We start from the raw sequence: 24,339 nt of genomic DNA, 5'->3' as shown, positions 1-24,339 counted from the left end.
CGGGCCGGCCCGCGGGGCGTCCACGCGCCACGGCATTCTTGGCGAGCGTTTCACGCTACGGGAATTGCTCAGGCCGCCAGCCTGGCGATGCGCTGCAATCGCCGCAGCGTGGCATCGTCCTGCAGCGCCTGCTGAAACAGCGATATCTCCTGGTCGATGCGGTCGCATAGCGCACCGGTGTTGCCCTTGAGCAGGCCGCGCGTCTGCAGCAAGGCGGCGACCGGCTTCTTGGCGAGCTGCCTTGCCCGGCCAAGTGTCGCTTCCTCGACGCCGTCGTGCACGATCTCGGCGACGAGGCCGAGCGCCCTGGCGTCCTCGGCGCGGAGCGTGTCGCCGAGGCAGAAGAAGCGGAAGGCGCCAGCATAGCCGAGCTTCTGCGGCGCCAGGATGCTGGTCGCAGCGTCCGGCACAAGGCCGAAATCGACGAACGGCACCCGGAACGTGCTCTTGCCGGAAGCAATCACCATGTCGCAATGGAACAGGATGGTGCAGCCGACGCCGACGGCATCGCCGTCGACGCAGGCCAGGATCGGTTTGGGAAACGTTGCCAGCGTGCGGAACATATCGGTGACCGCGGCGATCAGTTTCTGATGCTTGCTGGCATCGAGGAACTCTGAAAAATCGCCGCCGAGACAGAAGCAGCCGGCGAGGCCACGCAGCACGACGACACGCACTTCGTCATTGTCGGCGGCTTCGTGGAACGTCCTGGCAAGGCTTTCATAGGCTCGTCTGTCGAGCACCGGACGGCCGTCATTCGACGACACGGTGACGATCAGCGTGTGGTTGCGCAGTTCAGGTTGCGGGTGCATGGCGATTTCCGATCTCATGACGCCCGCCTTTGCCCGAACATGTCGGGATATCCCCGGGCCATGACCGGGGCATGGTGATTGCGGCGCGAACGCACCACGTCCAGCGTGTGCTCGTTGAAGGAGAGCAGCGTCGCCACGACCTGCTGGTTGCCGTAGGTGCGCTGATAACCCAGCGGCGTCGCCAGGAAATGCAGCTGCAACGCGCGCAGCACCCACATCGGCTCAAACTCGATGATCACCTTGTCGACGCCGCGCTTCAGGCCCCACTCGACGAAGCCGGCTATCAGTTCGGTGCCGACGGTCGAGACGCCACGACGGCCATCGCGAAATCCGGGAGCCACCGCATAGCGGGTCAATTCCCAGATGTTCGGGCCCGATGGCGGCGTGCCTTCGGAAAGGTCGGTCAAAACCTCGGTCAACAGATGCGGCCGCGTGGTCGGCAGCATCCTCTGATAGCCCGCGACTTCGTTGCCTCGGATGACGATCTGATGCACCGCCTCGTCATGATCGAACTGGTCGACCTCGAATCCGTCCGGGCGGCGCAGATCCTCCCACCCCATCTCCTCGACGAAAATCTGATAGCGTAGTCGATGGACCGCCTCCCAAAGGTCGGGGCGTTCCATCAATTCCTGGGTTGTAAGACAAAAAAGCATACTGCCGTCTCCTGTGTTCAAAGGATGATACGGCCGTGCTTTGATGAGAAAATTGCGTGATCACGTAGGCGGGAGTTCGATCACGTAGGCGGGAGTTCTAGGTCGGCACGGCCGACCTAACTAATGTAGCCGCGTCTTATCGCTTCGGCGACAGCCTGAACTCTGTTGACGGCACCGAGTTTGCTTTTGGCGTTAAGAAGATGTTTCTCCGACGTGTGTTCGGAGATGCCGAGGATTTGCGAGATCTCCCATTCGGACTTGCCGACGGCGGCCCATTGCAGGCATTCGCGTTCGCGTGGCGTCAACTCGACATGGTCGATGGTGTTGCCGGACATGGTGTGGAGTTGCATGGCGCGGCCAACCGCATAGGTCGAGACCAGCGACACCAGGCCGAACTCGGCCGCCGACAGCTCCACGGCCTCGCCGCCCAGCGACACCATGACGATCTGGCCGTCGAGCGTGATCAGCGGGAAGGCCAACCCGTCGCGCAGCTTGAACGCGCCGGCATCGCCCATCACTTCGCCGCTGCTCTTGTCGATGCGAATGTCCTGGGCGGCTTCGCGCCACTGGAAAGGTGCCTGCAACTGCTTCATGTGGCTGACCACGGGATCGTGATCGACATAGTTGCGCGCCACGTAGCGCTCCAGCCATTCGACAGGCCAGTCGCAAAGCAGCACGTGCTGCTTTTGCTGCCCGGCAGGCGTGCCTGGCTGCGGAACGGTTCCGGCCATCAGCGCGGTCAAACCGAAATCCGATGTTATGCCCAACAGTTTCTCACAGACCGCCGCCGCCGTTCCTGCGTGCTGCAGTTGGTCTATGTATTCCAGCGTACGATCAAATTGACCCATCGCAACATCAACCCCATGTTGCCTCATGCATTGAGACCGATGGTCCATGCATTGTCTGCACTTTGCCACCGACCGCCGATTGCAACGCGCCCGTTTCCGGTTGTGGTTCTCGACCCTGGTCCCCCAACCAGGGCAGCCACCGCTGTTTGCAAACACGCTAAAGCATATCCTGAAATCGGCGCGTTGAAATCAAAAACCATTGTGCCTGTACCATTTTCGTACCAAAACCGCTCCGAAGACGAGTGCGACGGAGTTCTATCGTGGCGTTCCAACGGAGGTTCCTGGTCCTGGCCTCGATGCTGATCGCGGTGCTGCCATTGGCTGGCGCGCGCGCGGCGGAACCGCAGGTGCCGGTGCTGTGGGACGCCAAGGAGCGGCTGCCCAAGCCGGACCTTTCCGCGCTGCCACGGCTGCGCTTCCTGACGACCACGGATTTTCCACCTTTCAATTTCCTCGACAGCTCGGGAAAATTGTCCGGTTTCCACATCGACCTGGCGCGCGCCATCTGCGCGGAACTCGGCATCGTCGACAAATGCCAGATCCAGGCCTTGCCATGGACCGAGCTCGAAGGGGCGCTCGAGAAAGGCGAAGGCGAAGCGATCATCGCCGGCATCGCCGCGACGCCGCAGTCGCGCCAGACATACGCCTTCTCGCGCTCCTACCTGCAGTTTCCGGCGCGTTTCATCATGCCCAAGAGCAAGGCATTGCTGGAACCTATCTTCGACAAACTGCGCGGCAAGCGCGTCGGCGTGATATCAGGCTCGGCACATGAGCGCATGCTGCGCGACTATTTCAGCACGGTCCAGGTCGTCACCTTCGACGGACCCGAAGCCCTCTACAGCAATCTCAAGGCGGGCAAGATCGACGCCGCCTTCGGCGACGGCATGCGTTTCGCCTTCTGGCTGGGCGGCTCGGACGCAGCAGGCTGCTGCCGCTTTGCCGGCGGCCCCTATCTGGCGCCCGAATATCTGGGCACGGGCATGGCCATCGCCACGCGGGCGGACGATCCGGCGCTGGCGGCGGCGCTGGATTACGCGCTGCAGGAAATTTCGATGAAAGGCACCTTTGCCGAATTCTATCTGCGCTATTTTCCGGTCAGTTTTTTCTGATCCGGTTCCGGTCAGTTTTTTCTAATCCGAACGGAATGCCGTCAGGTCAGTGTGCGCAGCCGTGCCTTGGCCGCGCGGCCGATGGCGGCGACGGTCAGCGTGTCGAGATCGAGCTCACGCCGGATCAGCTGCAGCACCCGCACTTCTTCCAAGCGCATTTCGAGATCGACGGCGGCCACTTCGAAGGCGGCGGCGTAGGCGGTGTCGCGCAGGCGCTCCGGCAAAGCCTCGCCAACCTGGGCCAGCACACCCTCGAGACCATCCTTTTCATGCAGCAGTTTCTGGCAAGCCTGGGCGACGGGAACCAGCCGGTCCTGATTGAAATCCTCGAACACCGGCCATGAGCGGACTACGTCGCCGATCCTGGCCAGTTCGACATCGGTCATGTCACGGTCGGAGGCCGAGGTGATGACCATCAGGTAGATCAGGGCTTCATGCGGGGACGGCGATGGCATTGTTTGCTCCTTGAACGGGCTTCGAAGGTAGGAACGTGCCCCAAGGGCCGCAAGGAAAAAGCGCCGCGCGCGTTGACGCTCCGGCCACGCGCGCCTAGAGACCGGTTGAAAATCGACACTTGCGGCCAGATCGCGAATTTGGCCGGCGCATAATTGGAAAACAGGACCATGGCGGGATCAAACATCATCGATCTCAATCCCGAACTGCTGGCGGCGGCGGCCGAAAGCAAGGCATGGCCGTTCGAGGAAGCCAAAAAGATCATCGAACGCTACAAGGGCGCCAACTTTCCCGAAACCATCCTGTTCGAGACCGGCTACGGACCATCCGGCCTGCCGCATATCGGCACGTTCGGCGAAGTGGCGCGCACCTCGATGGTGCGGCATGCGTTTCGTGTGCTGACGCAGGACAAGGTCGCGACCAAGCTGCTGTGCTTTTCCGACGACATGGACGGCATGCGCAAGATACCCGACAGCGTACCGGATCGGTCGGCGCTCGAGCCGCATCTGCACAAGCCACTGTCGTCGGTTCCCAATCCGTTCGGCGGCGACTATGCGAGCTTTGCCGACCACAACAATGCGATGCTGTGCCGCTTCCTGGACACGTTCGGCTTCGACTACGAATTCGCCAGTGCGACGCAGTACTACAAGTCAGGCCGTTTCGACGCGATGCTCAAGCGCGCCGCCGAGCGCTACGACCAGATCATGGCGGTGATGCTGCCGACGCTCGGACCGGAGCGGCAGGCGACCTACAGCCCGTTCCTGCCGATTTCCCCGAAGAGCGGGCGCGTACTTTACGTGCCCATGAAGCATGTCGACGCCGAGGCCGGCACCATCACCTTCGACGACGAGGGCACGGAGACGACGCTTTCGATCACCGGCGGCCGGGTGAAGCTACAGTGGAAGCCCGACTTCGGCATGCGCTGGGCAGCGCTTGGCGTCGATTTCGAGATGTTCGGCAAGGACCACCAGACCAATGCGGTGGTGTACGACCGCATCTGCAACATTCTGGGCGGGCGGGCGCCGGAGCATTTCGTCTACGAGCTGTTCCTGGACGAGAACGGCCAGAAGATCTCCAAGTCGAAGGGCAACGGGCTGACCATCGACCAATGGCTGACCTATGCGCCGACCGAGAGCCTCGGGCTCTACATGTACCAGCGGCCGCGGCAGGCGAAGAAGCTCTATTTCGACGTCATCCCGAGGGCGGTGGACGAGTATTACACCTTCCTTGGCGCCTACCCGCGCCAGGACTGGAAGGAACGGCTGGGCAACCCGGTCTGGCATATGCATGACGGCAACCCGCCGGCCATCGACATGCCGGTGCCGTTCTCGCTGCTGCTCAATCTGGTCAGCGCTTCCAATGCGCAGAACAAGGACGTGCTATGGGGCTTCATTTCCCGCCACACGACGGGGGTAACGCCAAAGACGCATCCGGAGCTCGACCAGCTGGTCGGCCATGCGATCCGCTATTTCGACGATTTCGTGAAGCCGACGAAGACCTTCCGCCCGGCCGACGACATCGAGCGCGAAGCGCTGCTGGCGCTCGACAAGGCGCTTGGCGACTTGCCGGCGGACGCCGGTGGCGAAGCGATCCAGAACGCCTCGCTCAACGTGGCGCGCAGGATCGAGCGCTATCAGGATCATTCCAAGCAGAGCCCTGAGGGCGGCCCGGGCGTTTCGGGTGCCTTCTTCCAGATGATCTACCAGGTGCTCATCGGCCAGGAGCGCGGCCCGCGCTTCGGATCGTTCGCAGCGCTCTACGGCGTCGCCGAGACCCGCGCGCTCATTCAGAAGGCGTTGGCGGGACAGCTGGCTTGAGGGCGCCGTCGACCTCTTCCAGGATCGAGCCCGGCGCCTGAGGCGCCGGGGCGGGCGCAGCCGGCACCGCCGAGATGCCGGCAAGGTTCGGCGCCGATCCAAAAATACCTTTCTTTTCGGTGCGGGCCTTTTCGCCGGCATCTACATAGGGTCCGCCTTTGGCGGCGCGCGCCCAGCCGTTCTCGACCAGCCATTGACCGATATCCTGCTTGCCTATCCGGCATTCCGCCGCGACCAGGTCGCGGCCGCCCTCGGGCGGCACGGTGCAGACCACGGCGCGGCCGCGCAGGAAGGCGCGGAACGCCGTGCGGGCGCGGATGCCGCATGGCCAGGATTTGCCATCCATGGTGCAGGTCTCGTCCTGCCCGACGACGTCGATGCCGGAGACCGCGACCGAATAGCCCTTCGCCTCGATCAGGCCGGCGGCCGATGCGACCGGCTGAAACAGCTTCGTGCCGCTCCAGTCGCCAGGCATCTTCGGCTTGGGCGGTGTGGCAAGCGCCAGCTTGCTCAACGGTTCGCGCGGTTCGATCCGCTCGAGTTCCCCGCTGGGCAGTTCCGGTGGCGCGACGACGGCGGGATCGATAGCCCTCGAATGCGGCGAAGGCGGCTTTGACGGTTGCGAGGGCGTGGGAAGAGCCGAGGTGGCCGGCTCTTCGGGCCCTGTACCTTGAGCGATCGTATCGGCGCCAGGATCGATCTGATCGACCGTAACAGCGCTTTCGCTTCCCTTCAGCGTGCGTCCGCCGACGACGACCAGAGCCGCCATCACCGGGACCATCAGAACCGCCAGGACGAGATGGGGGAACCGCATCGGCCGGACCTACTGGCTTGCCCAGACAATCCGCGCCACCCACTCGACCTCGCGCATGGAGATGTCGCGGTCGGGATGATCGGGATTGAGCGAGACCAGTGAAATCGACTTGACGGTCTGGCGTTCGAGCACCTTGGCCATCACCTCGCCGGCGGTGGTCTTGACGACGACGCGATCGCCCTTGCGGGTGGCCGCGCCCGGCTCGACGATGAGGACGTCGCCATTGCGGTAGAGCGGCAGCATGGAATCGCCCTGCACCTGCAGCGCATAGGAGCTCTCGGTCGATTGCGCCGGCAGTTCGACCAGATCCCAGCCCTGTCCCGCCGGGAAGCCGGCATCGTCGAAGAAGCCGCCGGCGCCGGCCTGGGCGAAACCGAGCAAAGGCACCGACCGTCTGCGGCCATCCCGGGCATCATGGACAAGTCCGGCCCTGCCTTCGATCAGTCCGGTGAATTCGTCGAGCGAAGCCCCCGTCGCCTCGATGATCTTGGCCAGTGATTCGGTCGAGGGCCAGCGGGGCCGGCCATCCGACGACAGGCGTTTCGACTTGTTGAAGGCGGTCGAATCGAGCCCTGCGCGCCTTGCCAGACCCGAGGCCGAAAGCGAGTAGCGCTCGGCAAGAGCATCGATGGCAGCCCAGACACGGTCGTGCGAGAGCATGTCGTGCTCTCCTTCGAAACAGGAAAAAATGCCTTTTCCTTCTAGTCTTCGAATGCCGGTTTGTCCACCGGCGTGCAGCCGTGACGCGCGTTCCCGTCGGCCGGGCAAACTCCGACTGCGGGGATTAATCAGCCGCCTTGGCAAGGCTGCGCAAACCCTGGTGCGATGTCATGAAAATCCGCTCTTCCTGCGTTGGCGGTCGCGGATTTACAGCACGGCCAAGTGCGGTCACAACCTCGTCAATGTCGAGGAAGCGTCGCGCCTTGCGGTCGTAGACGCCGGCCGTCGTCAGGATCAAGGCGGCCGTGTCGCCATTGTCGAGGACGAAGCGGTGCTTGCCGATGACCTGGGTGCCTTCCCAGGTCTCGATCGAGGACACCACCTCGAAACGGCGCCACAGCCTGATCTCGCGGGCATAGATCGCCTGCAGCCCGCCCATCATCGGCGCCCAACCGTTCTTCCGCGCCAACCTGATCAAGCCGGCACGGACGAACAGGTCGATGCGGCCGAGATCGGCCAGCATCATGTAGCGCGCATTGTTGAGATGGACGTTGAAATCGATGTCGGTCGGCATGCAGCGAAAGGCCAGTTGGCTTTCACCGCCCATCACATAGGGGCCACGGCTTCGCGTCGTGGCCAGCATGCGCGCCATACGCGCCCAGACGTACATGATTTACATCAGGCGGCCTGCTTCACGTCGCCCTTGGCGTAGGGGTCGAAGCGTTCGTAGAAGGTTTCACCCTTCTCGGCCATGTCGAGCAGCAGCTTCGGCGCCTTGAACTCGGCCCCGTATTTCTTCTGCAAGGCCTTGGCGATCTTGACGAATGCCTTGGCGCCGATGCCGTCGATATAGGACAGCGCGCCGCCGGTGTAGGGCGCGAAACCGAAGGCCAGGATCGAGCCGACATCGGCCTCGCGCGGATCGGTGACGATCCCCTCCTCCATCACCCGCGCCGCTTCCAACGCGATGGTGACGAGCAGACGTTGCTGCAGCTCCTCATAGTCGACCTTCTCGGGTGCCAGCTGCGGATAGAGATCCTTGAGGCCCGGCCACAGCTTCTTCTTGGCGGGCTTGGCCGGATAGTCGTAAAAGCCCTTGCCGTTCTTGCGGCCGAAGCGGCCATGGTCGTCGACCATGGCGTTGATCAGCGCCATCTGCTTGGGGTCGACAGCCTTGTCGCCGAGATCCCTGATGGTCTGCTTCATGATCTTCTGGGCAAGGTCGATGGCCGTCTCGTCGGTCAGCGCCAGAGGACCAACCGGCATGCCGGCTGCCTTGGCCGCATTCTCGATCATCGGCGCGGGCACGCCTTCGATCAGCATCTTGTAGGCTTCCGACATGTAGCGCAGCACGCAGCGGTTGACGTAGAAGCCGCGCGTGTCGTTGACGACGATCGGCGTCTTCTTGATGGCGCGGACGAAGTCGATCGCCGTCGCCAGCGCCTTGTCGCCGGTCTTCTTGCCCAAGATGATCTCGACCAGCATCATCTTGTCGACCGGCGAGAAGAAGTGGATGCCGATGAAATTCTTCGGCCGCGCCGAATTCTTGGCCAGCCCTGTGATCGGGATGGTCGAGGTGTTGGAGGCGAAGATCGCCGACGACTTCAGCACGGCCTCCGCCTGTTCGGTGGCGGCCTTCTTGACGGCGGAATCCTCGAACACCGCCTCGACCACCAGATCGCAGCCGGCAAGGTCGGCATAGTCGGCCGTCGGCGTGATCAGCGACAAAAGCTTGTCACGCTCCTCGGGCTTGGCGCGACCCTTCTTGACCTGATCGGAGGCCAAGCTGTCGGAATGCGCCTTGCCCTTCTGCGCCGACTCCATATCGCGGTCGAGCAGCACCACCGGGATGCCGGCCTTGGCCGTGACATAGGCGATGCCGGCGCCCATGAAGCCGGCGCCGAGAATGCCGATCTTCTTGAATTTGGTTTCCGGCACGCCGGCCGGGCGGCGGGCGCCCTTGTTCAGTTCCTGCAGCGACACGAACAGCGAGCGGATCATCGCAGCCGCTTCCTTGGTCTGCATGATCTCGGTGAAATAGCGCTGTTCGATCCTGAGCGCGGTGTCGAACGGCACCAGCAGGCCTTCATAGACGCATTTCAGGATCGCGGCGGCTGCCGGATAATTGCCATAGGTCTCGCGACGCAGGATGGCGATGGCTGGCGGCCACAGGTTGAAGCCGGCGGGTGTATAGATCTGGCCGCCAGGCAGCTTGAAGCCCTTCTCGTCCCACGGCGCCACCGGCTTGAGGCCGTTCCTGATCATCGCCTTGGCGGTCTCGACCAGCCTGGCCGGCTCGGCGATCTCGTGGATAAGACCCATCGACTTCGCCTTCTGCGGCGACAGCGTCTGGCCGGAAGTCAGCATCTGCAGCGCCTGCTGCTGATCGGTCAGCCGCGGCACGCGCTGGGTGCCGCCGGCGCCGGGGAAGATTCCGATCTTGACCTCGGGAAGCGCCATCCTGACCTTATCAGAGTCGGCTGCTACGCGGCCGTGGCAGGCGAGCGACAGCTCGAAAGCGCCGCCCATGCAGGTGCCGTTGATCGCCGAAACCCACGGCTTGCCTGAGGTCTCCAGCTTGCGGAACAGGCCGGTCATATAACCGGCATTCTCGAACAGCGCCTTGGTCGCCTTTTCGGCATCCTTGCCCTTGTCCGTGGCGAAAGTCGCCAGCATCTTCTGCAGCATGGTGATATCGGCGCCGCCGGAGAACGTGTCCTTGCCGGAGGTGATCACCGCGCCCTTGATGGCAGTATCGCCAGCCACATGATCGACAATGGCGTTCAACTCGCGCATCACCTCTTCGGTGAAGACGTTCATCGAGCGGTCCGGGCTGTTCCACGTGACCAGCGCGATGCCATCGGCGTCGATGTCGAGGGTGAAATTGGTGTAGCTCATCTTCTCTCTCCCCGTCAGACGCGTTCGATGATGGTTGCCGTGCCCATGCCGGCGCCGATGCACAAGGTCACCAGCGCGGTGTTGAGGTCACGGCGCTCGAGTTCGTCCAGCACCGTGCCGAGGATCATCGCGCCGGTGGCACCGAGCGGATGGCCCATGGCGATGGCGCCGCCATTGACGTTGATCTTGTCGTGCGGGATGTCGAAAGCCTGCATGTAGCGCAGCACCACCGAGGCAAAAGCCTCGTTGAGTTCGAACAGGTCGATGTCGGACAGCTTCATCTTGGCGCGCTTCAACAGCTTCTCGGTGACATCGACCGGACCGGTCAGCATCAGCACCGGCTCGGAGCCGATGTTGGCGAAGGTGCGGATGCGCGCGCGCGGCTTCAGCCCCATGGTTTTCCCGGCCCTCTTCGAACCGAGCAGCACAGCCGCCGCGCCATCGACGATGCCCGACGAATTGCCGGCATGGTGGACGTGGTTGACCTCTTCCACCTCGGGATGCTTCTGCACTGCGACCGCATCGAAGCCGCCCATTTCGCCGGGCATGACGAAGGACGGATTGAGCGAGGCCAGCGACTGCATGTCCGTCGACGGCCGCATATGCTCGTCATGGTCGAGGATGGTCAGGCCGTTCTGATCCTTGATCGGGATGACGGAATTCTTGAAGCGGCCATCGGCCCAGGATTTGGCGGCGCGCCTCTGGCTCTCGACCGCATAGGCGTCGACATCGTCGCGGGAGAAGCCGTATTTGGTGGCGATCAGGTCGGCCGAAATGCCTTGCGGGACGAACCAGCCGGGCAGACCGACCGAAGGGTCCATGAACCAGGCGCCGCCCGAGGCGCCCATGCCGACGCGCGACATGGATTCGACACCGCCGGCGACGACGATCTCGTCGGCGCCCTGAGCGATCTTGGCGGCGCCGAAATTGATGGCGTCGAGGCCCGAGGCACAGAAGCGCGATATCTGCATGCCCGGCGCCTTGTCGTCGTAGCCGGCCTCGAAGGCGGCGGCGCGCGGAATGACCGAGCCGGCCTCGCCGACCGGATCGACGCAGCCGAAGATGATGTCGTCGACATTGCCGGTATCCAGCCCATTGCGGTCGCGCAAAGCCTCGAGCGTCTTAGCGGCAAGCCGTACCGCCGGCACCTCGTGCAGCGACCCGTCCTTCTTGCCCTTGCCGCGCGGCGTGCGCACGGCGTCATAGACATAAGCGTCAGCCATTTTTCTGCTCCTTGGGTTCGCCGGTCGTCGCTCTCAGAGCGAGCGGCCGATCAGCAATTTCATGATCTCGTTGGTGCCGCCATAGATGCGCTGGACACGGGCGTCGCGGAACATGCGGGCGATCGGATATTCATTCATGTAGCCATAGCCGCCATGCAATTGAAGGCATTCGTCGACGACTTTTCCCTGCAGGTCGCTGAGCCAGTATTTGGCCATCGACGCCGTCACCGGATCGAGGCCGCCATTGATGTGGCGGGCGACGCAATCATTGTAGAAGACGCGGCCGATGGTGGCCTCGGTCTTGAGCTCGGCCAGCTTGAACTGGGTGTTCTGGAAGTCGATGATCGCCTTGCCGAACGCCTTGCGCTCCTTGACGTAATCGATGGTCAGCGCCAGCGCCCGCTCGATCATGGCGATGGCGCCGGTGCCGATCTGCAGCCGCTCCTGCGGCAGCTGCTGCATCAGCTGGATGAAGCCCTGCCCTTCCTCATGGCCAAGCAGGTTGGAGGTCGGCACGCGCACATCGTTGAAGAACAGCTCCGACGTGTCGTTGGCCTTCAGCCCGATCTTGTCGAGGTTTCGGCCGCGCTCGAAACCTTCCACTTCATCTGTTTCGACGACGATCAGCGAAGTGCCCTTGGCACCCTTTTCCGGATCGGTCTTGGTGACGACGATGATGAAGTTGGCGAGCTGGCCGTTGGTGATGAAGGTCTTGGAACCGTTGATCTTGTATTGGTTGCCATCCTTCTGCGCCCGCGTCTTGACGCCTTGCAGGTCGGAGCCGGCGCCCGGTTCGGTCATGGCGATAGCGCCGATCAGTTCGCCGGTCGCCAGCTTCGGCAGCCACTTCTTCTTCTGCTCTTCCGAGCCGTAGTGGAGGATGTAGGGGGCGACGATCGAATTGTGCAGGCCGATGCCGAAGCCGTCGACGCCGACATGGCCGATGGCCTCGATGATGGCGCTTTCATGCGCGAAGGTCCCGCCCGAGCCGCCATACTCTTCCGGCATCGAGGCACAGAGCAGACCGGCGGCTCCCGCCTTCAGCCAGCTTTCGCGGTCAACCATCTCGTTCTTCTCGAACTCGTCGTAACGCGGCGCGATCTCCTCCGACATGAAGCGGACCGCCATGTCGTAGAGCATGCCGACCTCGTCCGCCGCCCAGGCGGGTTTCGGCAAAGAAAGCACTTCAGCTGGATTTGTCATGCCGTTTCTCCCGCGCCGACGTCCCCCTCCCCCTCGAGGGGAGGGTGGCCGCGAAGCGGTCGGGTGGGGTCGCCGATGACGTGCTCGACCTTATCTTCGAAACTGACGCGGGTTTGGGGCATTGCGATCATTCTCCTCCCAAAGCGCCAACCAGCCGGCGCACTGCACGCAGGACCCCTCCCGGCCCTTCGGGCCACCCTCCCCTCAAGGGGGAGGGTGACGCCGGCCATTTCTAGAACGCTTCCGCAGGCAGCGCCATTAGCGTGTCCGCACCACTGGAAATGCGGGCCAGATGTGCCGATGTCTCCGGCATGATCCGCTCCATGAAGAAGCGCGCCGTCACCACCTTGTGGTCGTAGAAGGACTGGGAACCGTTGGCGCCGGTCTTACCCAGCGCCGCCTTGGCCATCAGCGCCCACATGTAGCCCAGCGCCACGAGGCCGAAGAGATGCATGTAGTCGGTCGAGGCCGCACCGGCATTGTCGGGCTTGGCCATGCCGTTCTGCAGCAGCCACATGGTCGCCGCCTGCAGATCGTTGAGACCCTTCTTCAAGCCCTTGGTGAAGGGTGCCATCTTCTCGTCGGCGCGATTTTCCTCGCAGAATTCGCCGACTTCCTTGAAGAAGGCCTGGACGGCGCGGCCGCCGTTCAGGCCAAGCTTGCGGCCGACGAGGTCCAGGGCCTGGATGCCGTTGGCGCCTTCATAGATCATGGCGATGCGGGCATCGCGCACGAACTGGCTCATGCCGTGCTCCTCGATGTAGCCGTGGCCGCCGAACACCTGCTGCGCCATCACAGCGTGGTCGAAACCCTTGTCGGTGAGCACGCCCTTGACCACCGGTGTCATCAGGCCGGTATAGTCGTCAGCCGCCTGGCGGTCCTTGTCGTCGCCCGAGCGGTGGGCGACATCGGATTTGATCGCCGTCCACAGCGCCAGCGCGCGGCCAGCCTCGTTGAAGGCCCTCATGGTCATCAGCGAACGGCGAATGTCGGGATGGACGATGATCGGGTCGGCCTTCTTGTCGGGTGCCTTCGGCCCCGACAGCGAGCGGCCCTGCAAACGGTCCTTGGCGTAGGCGACGGCATTCTGGTAGGCGATCTCGGACAGCGACAGCCCCTGCAGGCCGACACCGAGCCGCGCCTCGTTCATCATCGTGAACATGGCCTTCAAGCCGCCATTGGCCTCGCCGAGCAACGTACCCTCGGCCTCGTCATAATTCATGACGCAGGTGGAATTGCCGTGGATGCCCATCTTCTCCTCGATCGAACCGCAGGAGAGGGTGTTGCGCTCGCCCGGATTGCCTGATGCATCGAGCTTGAGCTTCGGCACGATGAACAGCGAGATGCCCTTGACGCCTTCCGGCGCGCCCTCGATGCGGGCCAGCACCAGATGGACGATGTTGTCCGACATGTCGTGCTCGCCGGCCGAGATGAAGATCTTCTGGCCCGAGATCTTGTAGGTACTATCGCCGTTCGGCACCGCCTTGGTGCGCAGCAGGCCGAGATCAGTGCCGCAATGCGGCTCGGTGAGGTTCATGGTGCCGGTCCAGGCGCCCTCGACCATCCTGGGCAGCCATTTGGCTTTCTGCTCGTCGGTGCCGTGGGTGATGATCGCCGCGATCGCGCCCTGCGTCAGGCCAGGATACATCATCAGCGACATGTTGGCCGACACCATGTATTCGGCAACCGCCGTGTGCACGGCATAGGGCAGGCCCTGGCCACCGAACTCGACCGGCGCGGCAAGCCCCATCCAGCCGCCGTCGCGGTACTGGTCGAAAGCTTCCTTGAAGCCCTTTGGCGTCGTCACCGAGCCGTCGTCGTGACGGACGCAGCCCTCCATGTCGCCGACACGGTTGAGCGGGTGCATGACGTTTTCGGCAAGCTTGGCGCCTTCGGCGAGGATCGCTTCCAGCACGTCGGGCGTGGCATCCGCAAATCCGGGAAGGTTCGAATAGCGCTGGTAGCCCAGCACCTCGTTCAACACGAACAGCGTATCCTGGACCGGTGCCCTGTAGATCGGCATGCTTTTCCTCCACCCTGCAAACCTGGTCCGGAAGCCCCCAAATTCGCGTCAGGGCAGCATGCGGACCTGTGTTGAAGGCGGGATAGCAAAAATTGACGTTTGCGTAAACGTCAATTTTTTCGATGCGACAAGATTTCCGCCCTCTGCTTGCGAGGAGCCTAGCGGTACGGCGGCGCGCCGGCCAGTGCCTGGCAAGCCGAAGATAAGGCGTTGGCAGGCCTGACGGCAAAAAGCCGCGCGGCATGGCCACGCGGCTTTGATCGTCATTTGCCGATGGAAAAGCGCGTCACGCTTTTCCTGGAAGTTGCTTTTAGCCCGCGACGCTCGCCTGCGGCGCCGAGCGCTCGGCCAGCATCTGGCGCACCGCCGTCATCGAGCCGCCCAGCTCGTTGATGGCGTCGTCGATCAGCGCCCGCTGCTTCTGCAGGCGGGCAAGCTGCTTTTCAGACTTGTCGAGCGCCAGCCGCAGCTGCTTGGTGTTGGACCCGGTCGGATCGTAGAGATCCATCATCTGCTTGACGTCGCGCAGCGAGAAGCCGACCTTGCGGCCGAGCAGGATCAGCTTCAGCCGGGCCCTGTCGCGGCGCGTGTAGAGGCGGGTCGAACCGTCACGCTGAGGATTGAGCAGGCCCTTGTCTTCGTAGAAACGCAGCGTGCGCAGAGTCACGCCGTACTTCTTGGCCATCTCGCCGATGCGGACGAGATCCTCGCCGGCTTCGACAGGTACATTGTTGGTATTGGCCGCGGTCTCGCCGGCCGAAATAAGCTTCATGGTCACTGGCTTTCCCCGTCTGGTGGCGTCGCGGTCCTTGACCATGCGTCGCCTGACTGGAAGCGGGGGCGTGCTTCCGGCCGTGGTTTCGACAAACAAATCGCAAAACAGCACACTCAATGCGCCTTTTACGTTTACGTCAATTCTATACCGATAGCCGCCTCATGACGCAAGGGCGTTCTGTGGGTGTTCCGCGAACGGTGCTTTTTGCCGCAGCGCAAGTGCGATGCCGCGGCGCGAGCGCGGCAGCGAACTTCCTTCCAACTTCTTAAGCTTGGTTAACGCGTTGTTTACCACGTTGGGCGAAATGTGCGCATGTCGGCTACCCGTGTTTATCCTGTATCGAATTTTTCACGGTTTTTCGGAGCGCGGGTGAACCCCGGGAAGCTTGTCTTCCACCGCATGGAAGCGCGGTCGCCTCGTTCCGGCAGGGACTTGGGGAGCTGGTCGCAAACTGGCCAATCTGAAAGACGGACGCACCGATGAACAGCAAGCGGTCCTATCTCGATACACTCAACGCCGGCAGGCAGCGTAGGCCGCAGACCACGCTCGAGCAGCTCAACCGCTCGCTGGAGACGCTGGAACAGCGGCTGGGGCAGACGCGCGAAGACACGATGGCACGTCCCGCTCCCCGACAGTATGGCGCCGAACCGCGCTATCCCGCGGCCGATCCCCGCTATCCCGCCACCCAGCCTGCCGGCCAGCAGCGCTGGTACGAGGATCCGCAGCCGGCACCGCGCGCCAAGGCCCCGGCGCAGCCTCCCGCCTTCGACCAGAGCTATCAAGCTATTGCCCGCGACATCGACCGTGTCCGCGGCCAGGAAGACAGCGTCGCCATGGTCGGCAAGATCGCCGGCGAGCTGCGCGGCATGCGCGAGGAACTGCGCCACCAGATGACATCAGGACTGCAGCGCGAATTCGAAGCACTGCGCAAGGATATCGACCGCGCCTTCCAGTCGAACGCCAAGCCGGGCGCATCAGGCCCAGGCGCATCGGGCAAGGGCAGCGCCGAACTCGGCGTCGAATTCGAACGGCTCTCCGGCGCCATCAAGTCGCTGTCGGAAAAGAGCGACGACAGAAGCGTCAACCTGCTGCGGCTGGAACTCGAACAGGTCAAGGCCGCGCTCGACACGCTGGCGCGCGAGGAGAGCGTGCAGAAGGTCGATCGCCGCTGGGATGATTTCGATCGCCGCTGGACAGCCTTCGAAGACCGCGTCGACGCCGACCAGCGCAAGCGCTCCGACGAGCCCGCGCTTGCCGCCCTGACCGATCGGCTGGAGCAGATCAGCAATGCCGTCAACAACCTGCCGGAATCGCTGTCGCTGCGTTCGCTGGAGGAAAAAGTCCGCACGCTGGCCGGCGCCGTCGATCACTTCGCCAGCCAGCAGGACAATAGCGGCAGCGACACCCTCGCCATGATCGACGAGCGGCTGGACGAGATTTCCCGTGCCATCGTTGCCTCGACTGTCGCGGCGCAGGCCAATTCGCTCGACCATGAAGCCTTCGAGCGCATCGAGAAGCGGATCGATTCTCTGGCCCGGCAGATCGAGGAAGTGGCGCAGGACCGCCCCGGCAATGCCGTCATGGATCGCCTGAGCATGCTGTCGAGCCGTGTCGACGAGCTCGCCGGCCGCGCCAACCTGCCCGAACAGGCGATGGAACGGCTGGCCAAGCAGATCGCGCTCATCGCCGACAAGATCGACCAGGCGCCGGCCATGCCCGATGCCGACTATATCTTCCACGGGCTGGAGCAGCGTTTCGACGTGCTGTCGAGCATGATGGAACGCCGTCAGGGCGACGCCATCGAACAGGGCAACATGCTGTTTCGCGATCTCGAGCGCCGGCTGGACGAGGTTGCCGACCGGCTGGACCAGCGCGTGCCGCAGGTCGACAGTGCCGGTATCATGGAGGCCATCGACGCCCGCTTCACCGCGCTCGCCAAGCGCATCGAGACCCGCGCTCCCGATCCCGCCGGCGAAGCGGCGATCCGCGGCCTGGAAAGCCGCCTCGTGGACATTTCCAGCCGGCTCGACGCATCGGCCGCGCAGGTTGCCGGCATTGACCCGGCGCTGATCCGCAGCCTGGAGGCTCAGGTCACCGGCTTGTCCGCGCATCTTTCCAAGCCCGGCACGCCGCTGCCGGAATTCGAAGACATCAGTCCGCGCCTCAACGAAATCGAGAAGTCGCTGGCCGGGACCCGCGATTCCATCCTCGGCGCGGCGCGCGAAGCGGCCGAAAACGCAGTGCAGTCGCTCGCCGGGTCGAGCGCCAATACCGCCGCCGTTTCGGGGCTCGCGCAGGACCTGAAGACGCTCGAGACGCTGACACGCCGTTCCGACGAGCGCAATTCGCGGACCTTCGAGGCCATCCACGACACGCTGCTCAAGATCGTCGACAGGCTGGGCTCGCTGGAAACCAGCGATCCGTCCGAGGCGGTGAGCGAGCTTTTGGACGCGCGCCCGGACGAAGCGGTCGGCAAACGCCGCGCACGCACGGCCAAGATGGCTGTCGAGGCTCCGTCGATGGATATCGACGCGCCAATGCCGCTGACGGGCGACATGGCCGATCTCGACGGCCGTGCCGCTGCCATAATGCGCAACGAGCCGGGAGGCACACGCTCGCCGGCGGAAGCCGCTGCTGCGGCCGCCATGGCCGCACTCGGTTCCGACACCATTGCCGAGAAGGACCAGCCGGCCGGCCGCAAATCGATGTTCGGCGGGCTGGCACGCGCCTTCAAGGGCAAGAAGGTGGCGGACATGCCGCCCCTGGCCGGCTCGGCGCCGAGCGCCGATATCCCGAGCGTCGATCTCGACGAGCCGCTCGATCCGAAAGTGGCCAACCGGCCGCTGGAGCCCGGCTCGGGCGCGCCCGACCTCAATGCCATCATGAAGCGCGTGCGCGACGAGCGGGGCCAGCCGGCAAAGCTCAGCGACAGCGATGCCTCCAAATCGGACTTCATCGCGGCGGCGCGGCGCGCGGCGCAGGCCGCCGCGGCCGAAGCCGATGCCTTGAAGCGCCAGTCGACGATGAAAGGGCCGGTGAAGGCGCTCAGGATCGGCGATCTGCTCAAGGCGCGGCGCAAGCCGATCCTGATGGCGGCGGCCGCGATCATGCTGGCGCTTGCCGGCCTGCAGCTCGGCAAGGCATTCCTCTCCGATCCGGCTCAGGTGGCGAGCAACGACGCGGCACCAATCGCGGCCTCGCAGCCGGTTCAAACGGCATCCGTCGACACGGCCAGCCCGCCGAAGCCGGAAGCCCAGCCGGCGGCAACGGACAACGCGCCGGCCCACGCCGTCAGGCAGGCCGAACCATCCACGCCGATGGCCAAGGACGACATGGTCAACCAGACCGCCATGGCGATGCCATCGGACAGCGATGCGATGGCGGATACGGCACCGGCCACATCGGGATCCACGGCTACGGCCGACGCTTCCGGCGCAGGCGCCGCCTCCGAAGCAATGGCTCCGGCCGCGCCGACGGCGCCCGCTTCGACAGCGCCGGCGCCCGTCACCGGTGGCGCGCAGGCGACGGCCAGCGATGCCCAGCCGACCATGGCCGCGCCAACCGCGACCAACGACACCGCGGGCAAGGACACCACTGGCGCGGTGGCGCCGACGGATACATCCGCCCCGACAGCCGCGGCCAAGTTCGACATTCCGGCCGAGGCCGGCCCGGCCGCGCTCCGCGATGCCGCCGCCGGCGGCGATGCCAAGGCGCTGTTCGAGATCGGCTCGCGCTATGCGGAGTCGCGCGGCGTCAAGGAAGACATGGCGACAGCGGCCAAATGGTATGAGAAATCGGCGGAACTCGGCTTCGCGCCGGCCGAATATCGTATCGGCAATTTCTACGAGAAGGGCATCGGCGTCGCGCGCGACATCAAGAAGTCGAAGACCTGGTACCAGATGGCCGCCGAGCAGGGCAACGCCAGCGCTATGCACAATCTGGCCGTGCTGTTCGCCATGGCCGCCGACGGCGTGACCGACAATGAATCGGCCGCCCACTGGTTCCAGGAGGCCGCCGACCTCGGCGTCAAGGACAGCCAGTTCAATCTCGGCATTCTCGCCGCCAAGGGCGTCGGCATGAAGCAGAACCTCGAGGAATCCTACAAATGGTTCGCGCTCGTCGCCAAGACCGGGGACAAGGACGCGGCCGCCAAGCGCGACGAGATTGCCAATGCGCTGCGGCCCGAACAGCTCGAGCGCGCCCGTGCCGCGACCGAATTGTGGAAGGCCAAGCCGCTCAACGTGGCAGCCAATTCGGTCGACGTTCCCGATGCCTGGCAGGACGGCACGCCGCAGACCACCGCCAGCATCGACATGAAAAAAGCGGTCCAGAACATCCAGCGCATTCTCAACAAGAATGGCTACGATGCCGGTGGTGCCGACGGCAAGATGGGCCAGAAGACGAAGACCGCGATCATGGCTTTCCAGACCGACAACAAGATGCCGGCCACCGGCGCGGTCGACGAGAAACTGGTCAAGGCACTGCTGGCGCGCAAATAACGGCAGATGCGTCGCTTCCACGACGCCCTTGCCACACATTTGCCTGTTAACTGATTGAGATGTTTTTTGTTTCGGCCCGGTGACGGGGTTTTTCCCCGCCGCCGCGTCGGCGCAAGAAAAAATTGGCTTTTCGGTGCGAGACTGTCCGCAACGGCTGTATTCGCCGACAGGCAAACTGATCGAGACTGACGGGTGGGCATCTATCTCCCGATTGCGGAAATTTCCGTCAACGTCTTCGTGCTGCTGGCCATGGGCGCCGCGGTGGGCTTCCTGTCGGGCATGTTCGGCGTCGGCGGCGGCTTCCTCATCACCCCGCTCCTGATCTTCTACAACATTCCGCCAGCGATCGCGGTCGCCACGGGCGCCAATCAGGTTATCGCCTCCTCCTTCTCCGGTGCGCTGTCGCACATGAAGCGGGGTACGCTCGACTTCAAGCTCGGCGGGGTGCTTCTGGCCGGCGGCGTTGTCGGTTCAACCGGCGGCATCTTCGTGTTCGCTTTCCTGCGCAGGCTCGGCCAGCTCGACCTGTTCATCTCACTGCTTTACGTCGTGCTGCTCGGCACCGTGGGCGGACTGATGCTGGTCGAAAGCGTCAATGCGCTGCGCGCGACGCGCAGCGGTGCGGCACCGGTTATGAAGAAATCCGGCCAGCACAACTGGATCCACCGCTTGCCGCTGAAGATGCGCTTCAGGGCCTCGAAACTGTTCGTCAGCGTCATCCCGGTGCTAGGCCTTGGCGCCGGCATCGGTTTCCTGTCGTCCATCATGGGCGTCGGCGGCGGCTTTATCATGGTGCCGGCGCTGATCTATCTGCTCAAAGTGCCGACCAATGTGGTTATCGGCACGTCGCTGTTCCAGATCATCTTCACCTCCGCCTACACGACGCTGGTTCACGCCAGCACCAACCAGACCGTCGACGTGATGCTGGCTTTCCTGCTGATGGCGGGTGGCGTGGCCGGCGCACAATATGGCGCCAAGGCCGGCCAGAGGCTGCGCGGCGAGCAATTAAGGGCGCTCCTGGCGTTGCTGGTCCTGGCGGTGGCGATAAGGCTTGCCATCGGCCTGTTCGTCACGCCGCCCAACCTATATTCGCTGTCCGGCGCGGGTCTCAACTGATGGCGGGCCCTAACGCATTCGCAACTGCCATTCTCCTGTCCTTGCTCGTGGCCGCCTTGCCGGCGAAGGCACAGACGCCGCTGACGGAAGGCATCCAGATCGGGCTCTCCACAGACAATGTCTCGATCACCGCCGGCTTTTCCGGTGCCGACCTGACCATTTTCGGTTCGCTGGAGAACCCCGACCCGCTGGTTGCCCGCCAGGGCCGCTACGATGTCATCGTCGTGCTCGAAGGACCACCCAAGCCTGTGGTGGTGCGCCGTAAGGACCGGGTGCTCGGGGTCTGGGTCAACCTGGAATCGGAAACCTTCGAGAACGTGCCGGTCTCCTATTCGGTGGCGACGACACGGCCGCTGCAGGACATCACCGAACCGAACAGCTACAAGCAGCTGTCGCTCGGCGCCTCCAACCTCTACATGCAGCCCGCCGATGCCGGCGACAGCCCGGCGACGATCCAGGAATTCACCGCCGCCCTGCGCGAGCGCAAGGCGGCGGCCGGCCTCTACAGCGAGAATGTCGGCGGCGTGCAGTTCCTGTCGCAGAACCTGTTCCGCGCCACCGTCAGGCTGGCGCCGAACGTTCCGGTCGGCACCCATAAAGCCCGCGCCTTCCTGTTCAAGAGCGGCCTGTTCATCAAGGAGAGCTCGGCCCAGCTCGAAATCCGCAAGTCCGGCTTCGAACAGTCGATCTTCCGCGTCGCTCACGATTATGCCTTCCTCTATGGCGTCTTCGCCATATCGCTGGCCATGCTGACGGGCTGGCTCGGCAGGCTGGTCTTCCGCAGGGATTGAGGCATCTGAAAGGGGTTTCCCTTTTCCGGATCATGCTGTAGACCGCACCTCCCCCGCCCGACGGGCAAGCAATTCAATTCGGCAGAGTGGTCAATCCGGCAGAGTGGTTCGGTCGCCCCGGACCGCAGCGCACGCTCCCTTCTGCGAGCGCCGATCCGCTGCCTGCCACCAATGACAGGAGGCTGCCTTGCGACCAGCATTCGCCGGTATCGACTTCGGCACGTCGAACTCCACTGTTGGCGTGGTCCGCAATGGGCAGCCTCGCCTCGTCGGGCTTGAAGACGGCCAGGTCACGTTGCCGAGCGCGGTGTTCTTCAATTTCGAGGACGGCCGCATCTGCTTTGGCCGCCAGGCCATCGCCAACTACACCGACAGCGTCGAAGGCCGGCTGATGCGCTCGCTGAAGAGCGTGCTCGGCAGTTCGCTGGCGCACGAAAAGACGCGCATCAAGGCGCGCTCGATCGGCTTCATGGAAATCATCGGCCTGTTCCTCGGGCATCTCAGGAAGAAGCTGGAAGAAGACGCCGGCGACGTGGTCGAGACGGTGGTGCTCGGCCGGCCGGTACAGTTCGTCGACGACGATCCGCAAGCCGATGCGAATGCGCAGGGCGACCTCGAAAGGGCCGCCCACGCCCAGGGCTTCAAGCACATTGCTTTCCAGTTCGAGCCGATCGCCGCGGCGCTCGACTACGAGCAGAGGGTCACGCGCGAGGAGCTGGCGCTGATCATCGATATGGGCGGCGGCACGTCCGACTTCTCGGTCGTGCGCGTCTCGCCGGAGCGCTCCCGCTCGCTGGACCGCAAGGACGATATCCTGGCCAGCCGGGGCGTTCATATCGGCGGTACGGATTTCGACCGGCTGCTGAGCATTGCCCATGTGATGCCGCGGCTCGGCTATCTGACCCCGACCAAGGACGGCAAGCGCAATCTGCCGGCCAGCTATTTCATCGATCTCGCGACATGGCAGCGCATCAACCTGGTCTACACCGCCAAGGCGATGACGCATCTGCGCCAGATCCGCTACGAGGCCGTGCGCGCCGACCTGGTCGATCGTTTCATCCACATCGTCGAGCATCGTTATGGGCACGCGCTGGCGGCACTGGTCGAAAAGGCCAAGATCGAGTTGACGGACAGATCATCCGCCGAGGTGGCGGTGAAGCTGCCGGGCGCGGACTTCTCCGCCGAGATCACGCGCGGTGGGCTCGACGCCACGATCGCCAGGGACATCGAGCGGGTCACCGCAACGGTCGGGGAGACCATCCGCGACGCGCGGGTCAAACCATCCGACATCACCGCGGTGTTCCTGACCGGCGGATCGACCGCGATCCCGCTGGCAAGACGGGAGATCCTGTCGCTGGTGCCGCAGGCTTCCGTCATCGAGGGCGACATGTTCGGCTCGGTCGGGCTTGGCCTGGCTCTCGACGCGCAGCGCAAGTTCGGCTGACCGGTCCGTTGATATTCAGGTGATGTCGGCCTGCAAATGGCCGTTTCCTGCGCTTCCGGTACTCGCGTACCCGAACGTACGCTCCGTTCCGGTTCTCGGAACCAACCATTTTCGGCACGGCCTGACCTGAATCTCAACGAACCTTATGCTGGCGCAGATCCGGTTGTTTCGGCACCGAGATGCGCCTTGAGCGCCATCTGGGCCAGGCTTGCCTGGCGATCCCGGTGCGTGATCATGGCGAAGTCGCGTTTCGGCAGTTCGAGCGGCACCGACCGCAGGCTGCCTTCGGCAACGGCACGTCCGACGACCAGATCCGAAATGATGGTGGCGCCGGCACCCGCCTCGACCGCCTGGCGAACCGCCTCGTTGCTGGGCAGCACCAGGAATATTTGCAGGTCGGCAAGCGAAATCCCCTCGCGCCGCGCCAGATCCTCCAGCACCTCGCGCGTGCCCGAGCCGCCCTCGCGGATGATCCAGCGCAGGCCCCTGATGTCGGGATGGCCGGGCGCGGTTTCCGCGATCTCGGGGTGGGAGCTGGCAACGACCAGCATCAGCCTGTCGGTATCGACCTTGGCGCGGCGCAATATGTCGGATTCGGTGCGCCCCTCGACCAGGCCGAGATCGGCGGTTCCATCCAGCACGCTGGCCTCGACCTGCCTGGTGTTGCCGATGGTGACGCTCAGCCTGACGGCCGGATAGGCTTCGTGGAAGGAAGCCAGCCGGCGCGGCAGCCAGTAGCTGGCGATGGTCAGGCTGGCCGCGATGGAGAGGCTGCCGGCGATCGTCTGCGAGACATGTTCAAGCACATTGCGGGCGGCGGTGGCCCGCTCGAGCACGGCCTTGGCCTCCGGCAGGAACCGATGGCCGGTCTGGGACAGTTCGATGTTGCGGCCGACGCGGTTGAAAAGGTGCACGCCGTGCTGCTCTTCGAGCGCGCGGATGGCAGCCGATGCCGCCGACTGGGAGATACCCAAAAGCTCCGCTGCCTTGGTCATGTGGCCGCGCTCGGCGACGGCGACGAAAATGCGCAACTGGTCCAGGGTCATGCGCCCATTAAGAACCAATATCGATCGAATTTACAAGAACAACTGATTAGACGGATCGATAGCTTTATTCTACTTTTTCAGTCGAAGTTAGAAAAAATTGGCCATCAGGTCGCAGCGAATAAAATGATCGGGCGGTTCAGATCCCTGTTTGCCCATTG

At 63.9% G+C, this 24,339-nt stretch carries 19 protein-coding genes; 6 read left to right on the top strand and 13 right to left on the bottom strand.

Annotated features, from left to right (window positions below):
- Positions 1-68: 68 nt before the first annotated feature.
- The 3 genes from LB568_RS26080 to LB568_RS26070 all read right to left on the bottom strand — a co-directional run bounded on the left by LB568_RS26080 (position 69) and on the right by LB568_RS26070 (position 2,310).
- Positions 69-827, bottom strand: coding sequence for an enoyl-CoA hydratase-related protein (locus LB568_RS26080; protein ID WP_013897276.1), 759 nt, complete (start codon positions 825-827; stop codon positions 69-71).
- On the bottom strand, positions 824-1,462 hold the full coding sequence (locus LB568_RS26075; protein ID WP_013897277.1) for an acyl-homoserine-lactone synthase: 639 nt from the start codon (positions 1,460-1,462) through the stop codon (positions 824-826). The genes LB568_RS26080 and LB568_RS26075 overlap by 4 nt, the downstream gene beginning before the upstream one ends.
- Positions 1,463-1,578: 116 nt before the next feature.
- Positions 1,579-2,310 carry a helix-turn-helix transcriptional regulator gene (locus LB568_RS26070; protein WP_013897278.1) on the bottom strand — a complete coding sequence of 244 codons (732 nt, stop codon included), beginning with the start codon at positions 2,308-2,310 and terminating at the stop codon, positions 1,579-1,581.
- A gap of 296 nt (positions 2,311-2,606) precedes the next feature.
- Here LB568_RS26070 and LB568_RS26065 point away from each other — a divergent pair, with 296 nt between their 5' ends.
- On the top strand, positions 2,607-3,419 hold the full coding sequence (locus tag LB568_RS26065) for a transporter substrate-binding domain-containing protein (RefSeq protein ID WP_263497238.1): 813 nt from the start codon (positions 2,607-2,609) through the stop codon (positions 3,417-3,419).
- A gap of 41 nt (positions 3,420-3,460) precedes the next feature.
- Here LB568_RS26065 and LB568_RS26060 read toward each other — a convergent pair whose 3' ends face one another.
- On the bottom strand, positions 3,461-3,874 hold the full coding sequence (locus LB568_RS26060; RefSeq protein WP_140569974.1) for a tellurite resistance TerB family protein: 414 nt from the start codon (positions 3,872-3,874) through the stop codon (positions 3,461-3,463).
- 168 nt (positions 3,875-4,042) lie between these two features.
- On the opposite strand from LB568_RS26060, the gene LB568_RS26055 reads away from it, so the two are divergent.
- Complete coding sequence (locus tag LB568_RS26055; RefSeq protein ID WP_013897281.1) at positions 4,043-5,689, top strand: lysine--tRNA ligase; 1,647 nt, start codon at positions 4,043-4,045, stop codon at positions 5,687-5,689.
- Here LB568_RS26055 and LB568_RS26050 read toward each other — a convergent pair.
- The 8 genes from LB568_RS26050 to LB568_RS26015 form a co-directional block, all read right to left on the bottom strand.
- Positions 5,655-6,503, bottom strand: coding sequence for a thermonuclease family protein (locus tag LB568_RS26050; RefSeq protein ID WP_224731619.1), 849 nt, complete (start codon positions 6,501-6,503; stop codon positions 5,655-5,657). The two genes, LB568_RS26055 and LB568_RS26050, sit on opposite strands and share 35 nt — an antisense overlap.
- 9 nt (positions 6,504-6,512) lie before the next feature.
- The gene (locus tag LB568_RS26045; RefSeq protein WP_013897283.1) at positions 6,513-7,163 is read right to left on the bottom strand and encodes a helix-turn-helix transcriptional regulator; all 651 of its coding nucleotides are present in this window, start codon (positions 7,161-7,163) and stop codon (positions 6,513-6,515) included.
- A 124-nt stretch (positions 7,164-7,287) separates the two neighbouring features.
- Entirely contained in the window at positions 7,288-7,833 is a 546-nt protein-coding gene (locus tag LB568_RS26040; RefSeq protein WP_224731618.1) for a thioesterase family protein, read from the bottom strand.
- Positions 7,834-7,841: 8 nt separating this feature from the next.
- Positions 7,842-10,061, bottom strand: a complete 2,220-nt coding sequence (locus LB568_RS26035) for a 3-hydroxyacyl-CoA dehydrogenase NAD-binding domain-containing protein (RefSeq protein WP_224731617.1) — start codon at positions 10,059-10,061, stop codon at positions 7,842-7,844.
- A 14-nt stretch (positions 10,062-10,075) separates the two neighbouring features.
- Positions 10,076-11,284: an acetyl-CoA C-acetyltransferase gene (locus tag LB568_RS26030; RefSeq protein ID WP_224731616.1), complete on the bottom strand. Its 1,209-nt coding sequence runs from the start codon at positions 11,282-11,284 to the stop codon at positions 10,076-10,078.
- 33 nt (positions 11,285-11,317) lie between these two features.
- A complete protein-coding gene (locus tag LB568_RS26025) occupies positions 11,318-12,487 on the bottom strand; it encodes an acyl-CoA dehydrogenase family protein (protein ID WP_140569995.1) in 1,170 nt (389 codons plus the stop codon).
- 232 nt (positions 12,488-12,719) lie between these two features.
- Positions 12,720-14,510, bottom strand: a complete 1,791-nt coding sequence (locus tag LB568_RS26020; RefSeq protein WP_224731615.1) for an acyl-CoA dehydrogenase — start codon at positions 14,508-14,510, stop codon at positions 12,720-12,722.
- A 310-nt stretch (positions 14,511-14,820) separates the two neighbouring features.
- A complete protein-coding gene (locus tag LB568_RS26015) occupies positions 14,821-15,282 on the bottom strand; it encodes a MerR family transcriptional regulator (RefSeq protein ID WP_224731614.1) in 462 nt (153 codons plus the stop codon).
- Positions 15,283-15,764: 482 nt separating this feature from the next.
- On the opposite strand from LB568_RS26015, the gene LB568_RS26010 reads away from it, so the two are divergent.
- The 4 genes from LB568_RS26010 to LB568_RS25995 all read left to right on the top strand — a co-directional run bounded on the left by LB568_RS26010 (position 15,765) and on the right by LB568_RS25995 (position 23,135).
- A complete protein-coding gene (locus LB568_RS26010) occupies positions 15,765-19,784 on the top strand; it encodes a peptidoglycan-binding protein (RefSeq protein ID WP_224731613.1) in 4,020 nt (1,339 codons plus the stop codon).
- A gap of 192 nt (positions 19,785-19,976) precedes the next feature.
- A complete protein-coding gene (locus LB568_RS26005) occupies positions 19,977-20,900 on the top strand; it encodes a sulfite exporter TauE/SafE family protein (RefSeq protein WP_140570009.1) in 924 nt (307 codons plus the stop codon).
- Positions 20,900-21,691: a TIGR02186 family protein gene (locus tag LB568_RS26000; protein WP_031257928.1), complete on the top strand. Its 792-nt coding sequence runs from the start codon at positions 20,900-20,902 to the stop codon at positions 21,689-21,691. The genes LB568_RS26005 and LB568_RS26000 overlap by 1 nt, the downstream gene beginning before the upstream one ends.
- Positions 21,692-21,878: 187 nt before the next feature.
- Positions 21,879-23,135, top strand: a complete 1,257-nt coding sequence (locus tag LB568_RS25995) for an Hsp70 family protein (protein ID WP_224731612.1) — start codon at positions 21,879-21,881, stop codon at positions 23,133-23,135.
- A 143-nt stretch (positions 23,136-23,278) separates the two neighbouring features.
- Here the strand turns inward: LB568_RS25995 and LB568_RS25990 are convergent, their stop codons facing one another.
- Positions 23,279-24,181, bottom strand: coding sequence for a LysR family transcriptional regulator (locus tag LB568_RS25990; protein ID WP_224731611.1), 903 nt, complete (start codon positions 24,179-24,181; stop codon positions 23,279-23,281).
- Between the last annotated feature and the right edge of the window lie 158 nt (positions 24,182-24,339).

The sequence above is a fragment of the Mesorhizobium sp. B263B2A genome (assembly GCF_020165775.1).
Taxonomy (GTDB): Bacteria; Pseudomonadota; Alphaproteobacteria; order Rhizobiales; family Rhizobiaceae; genus Mesorhizobium; species Mesorhizobium opportunistum.
Note: the sequence above shows the minus strand (reverse complement) of the source record. Positions and strands in the feature narration are given on the sequence as shown.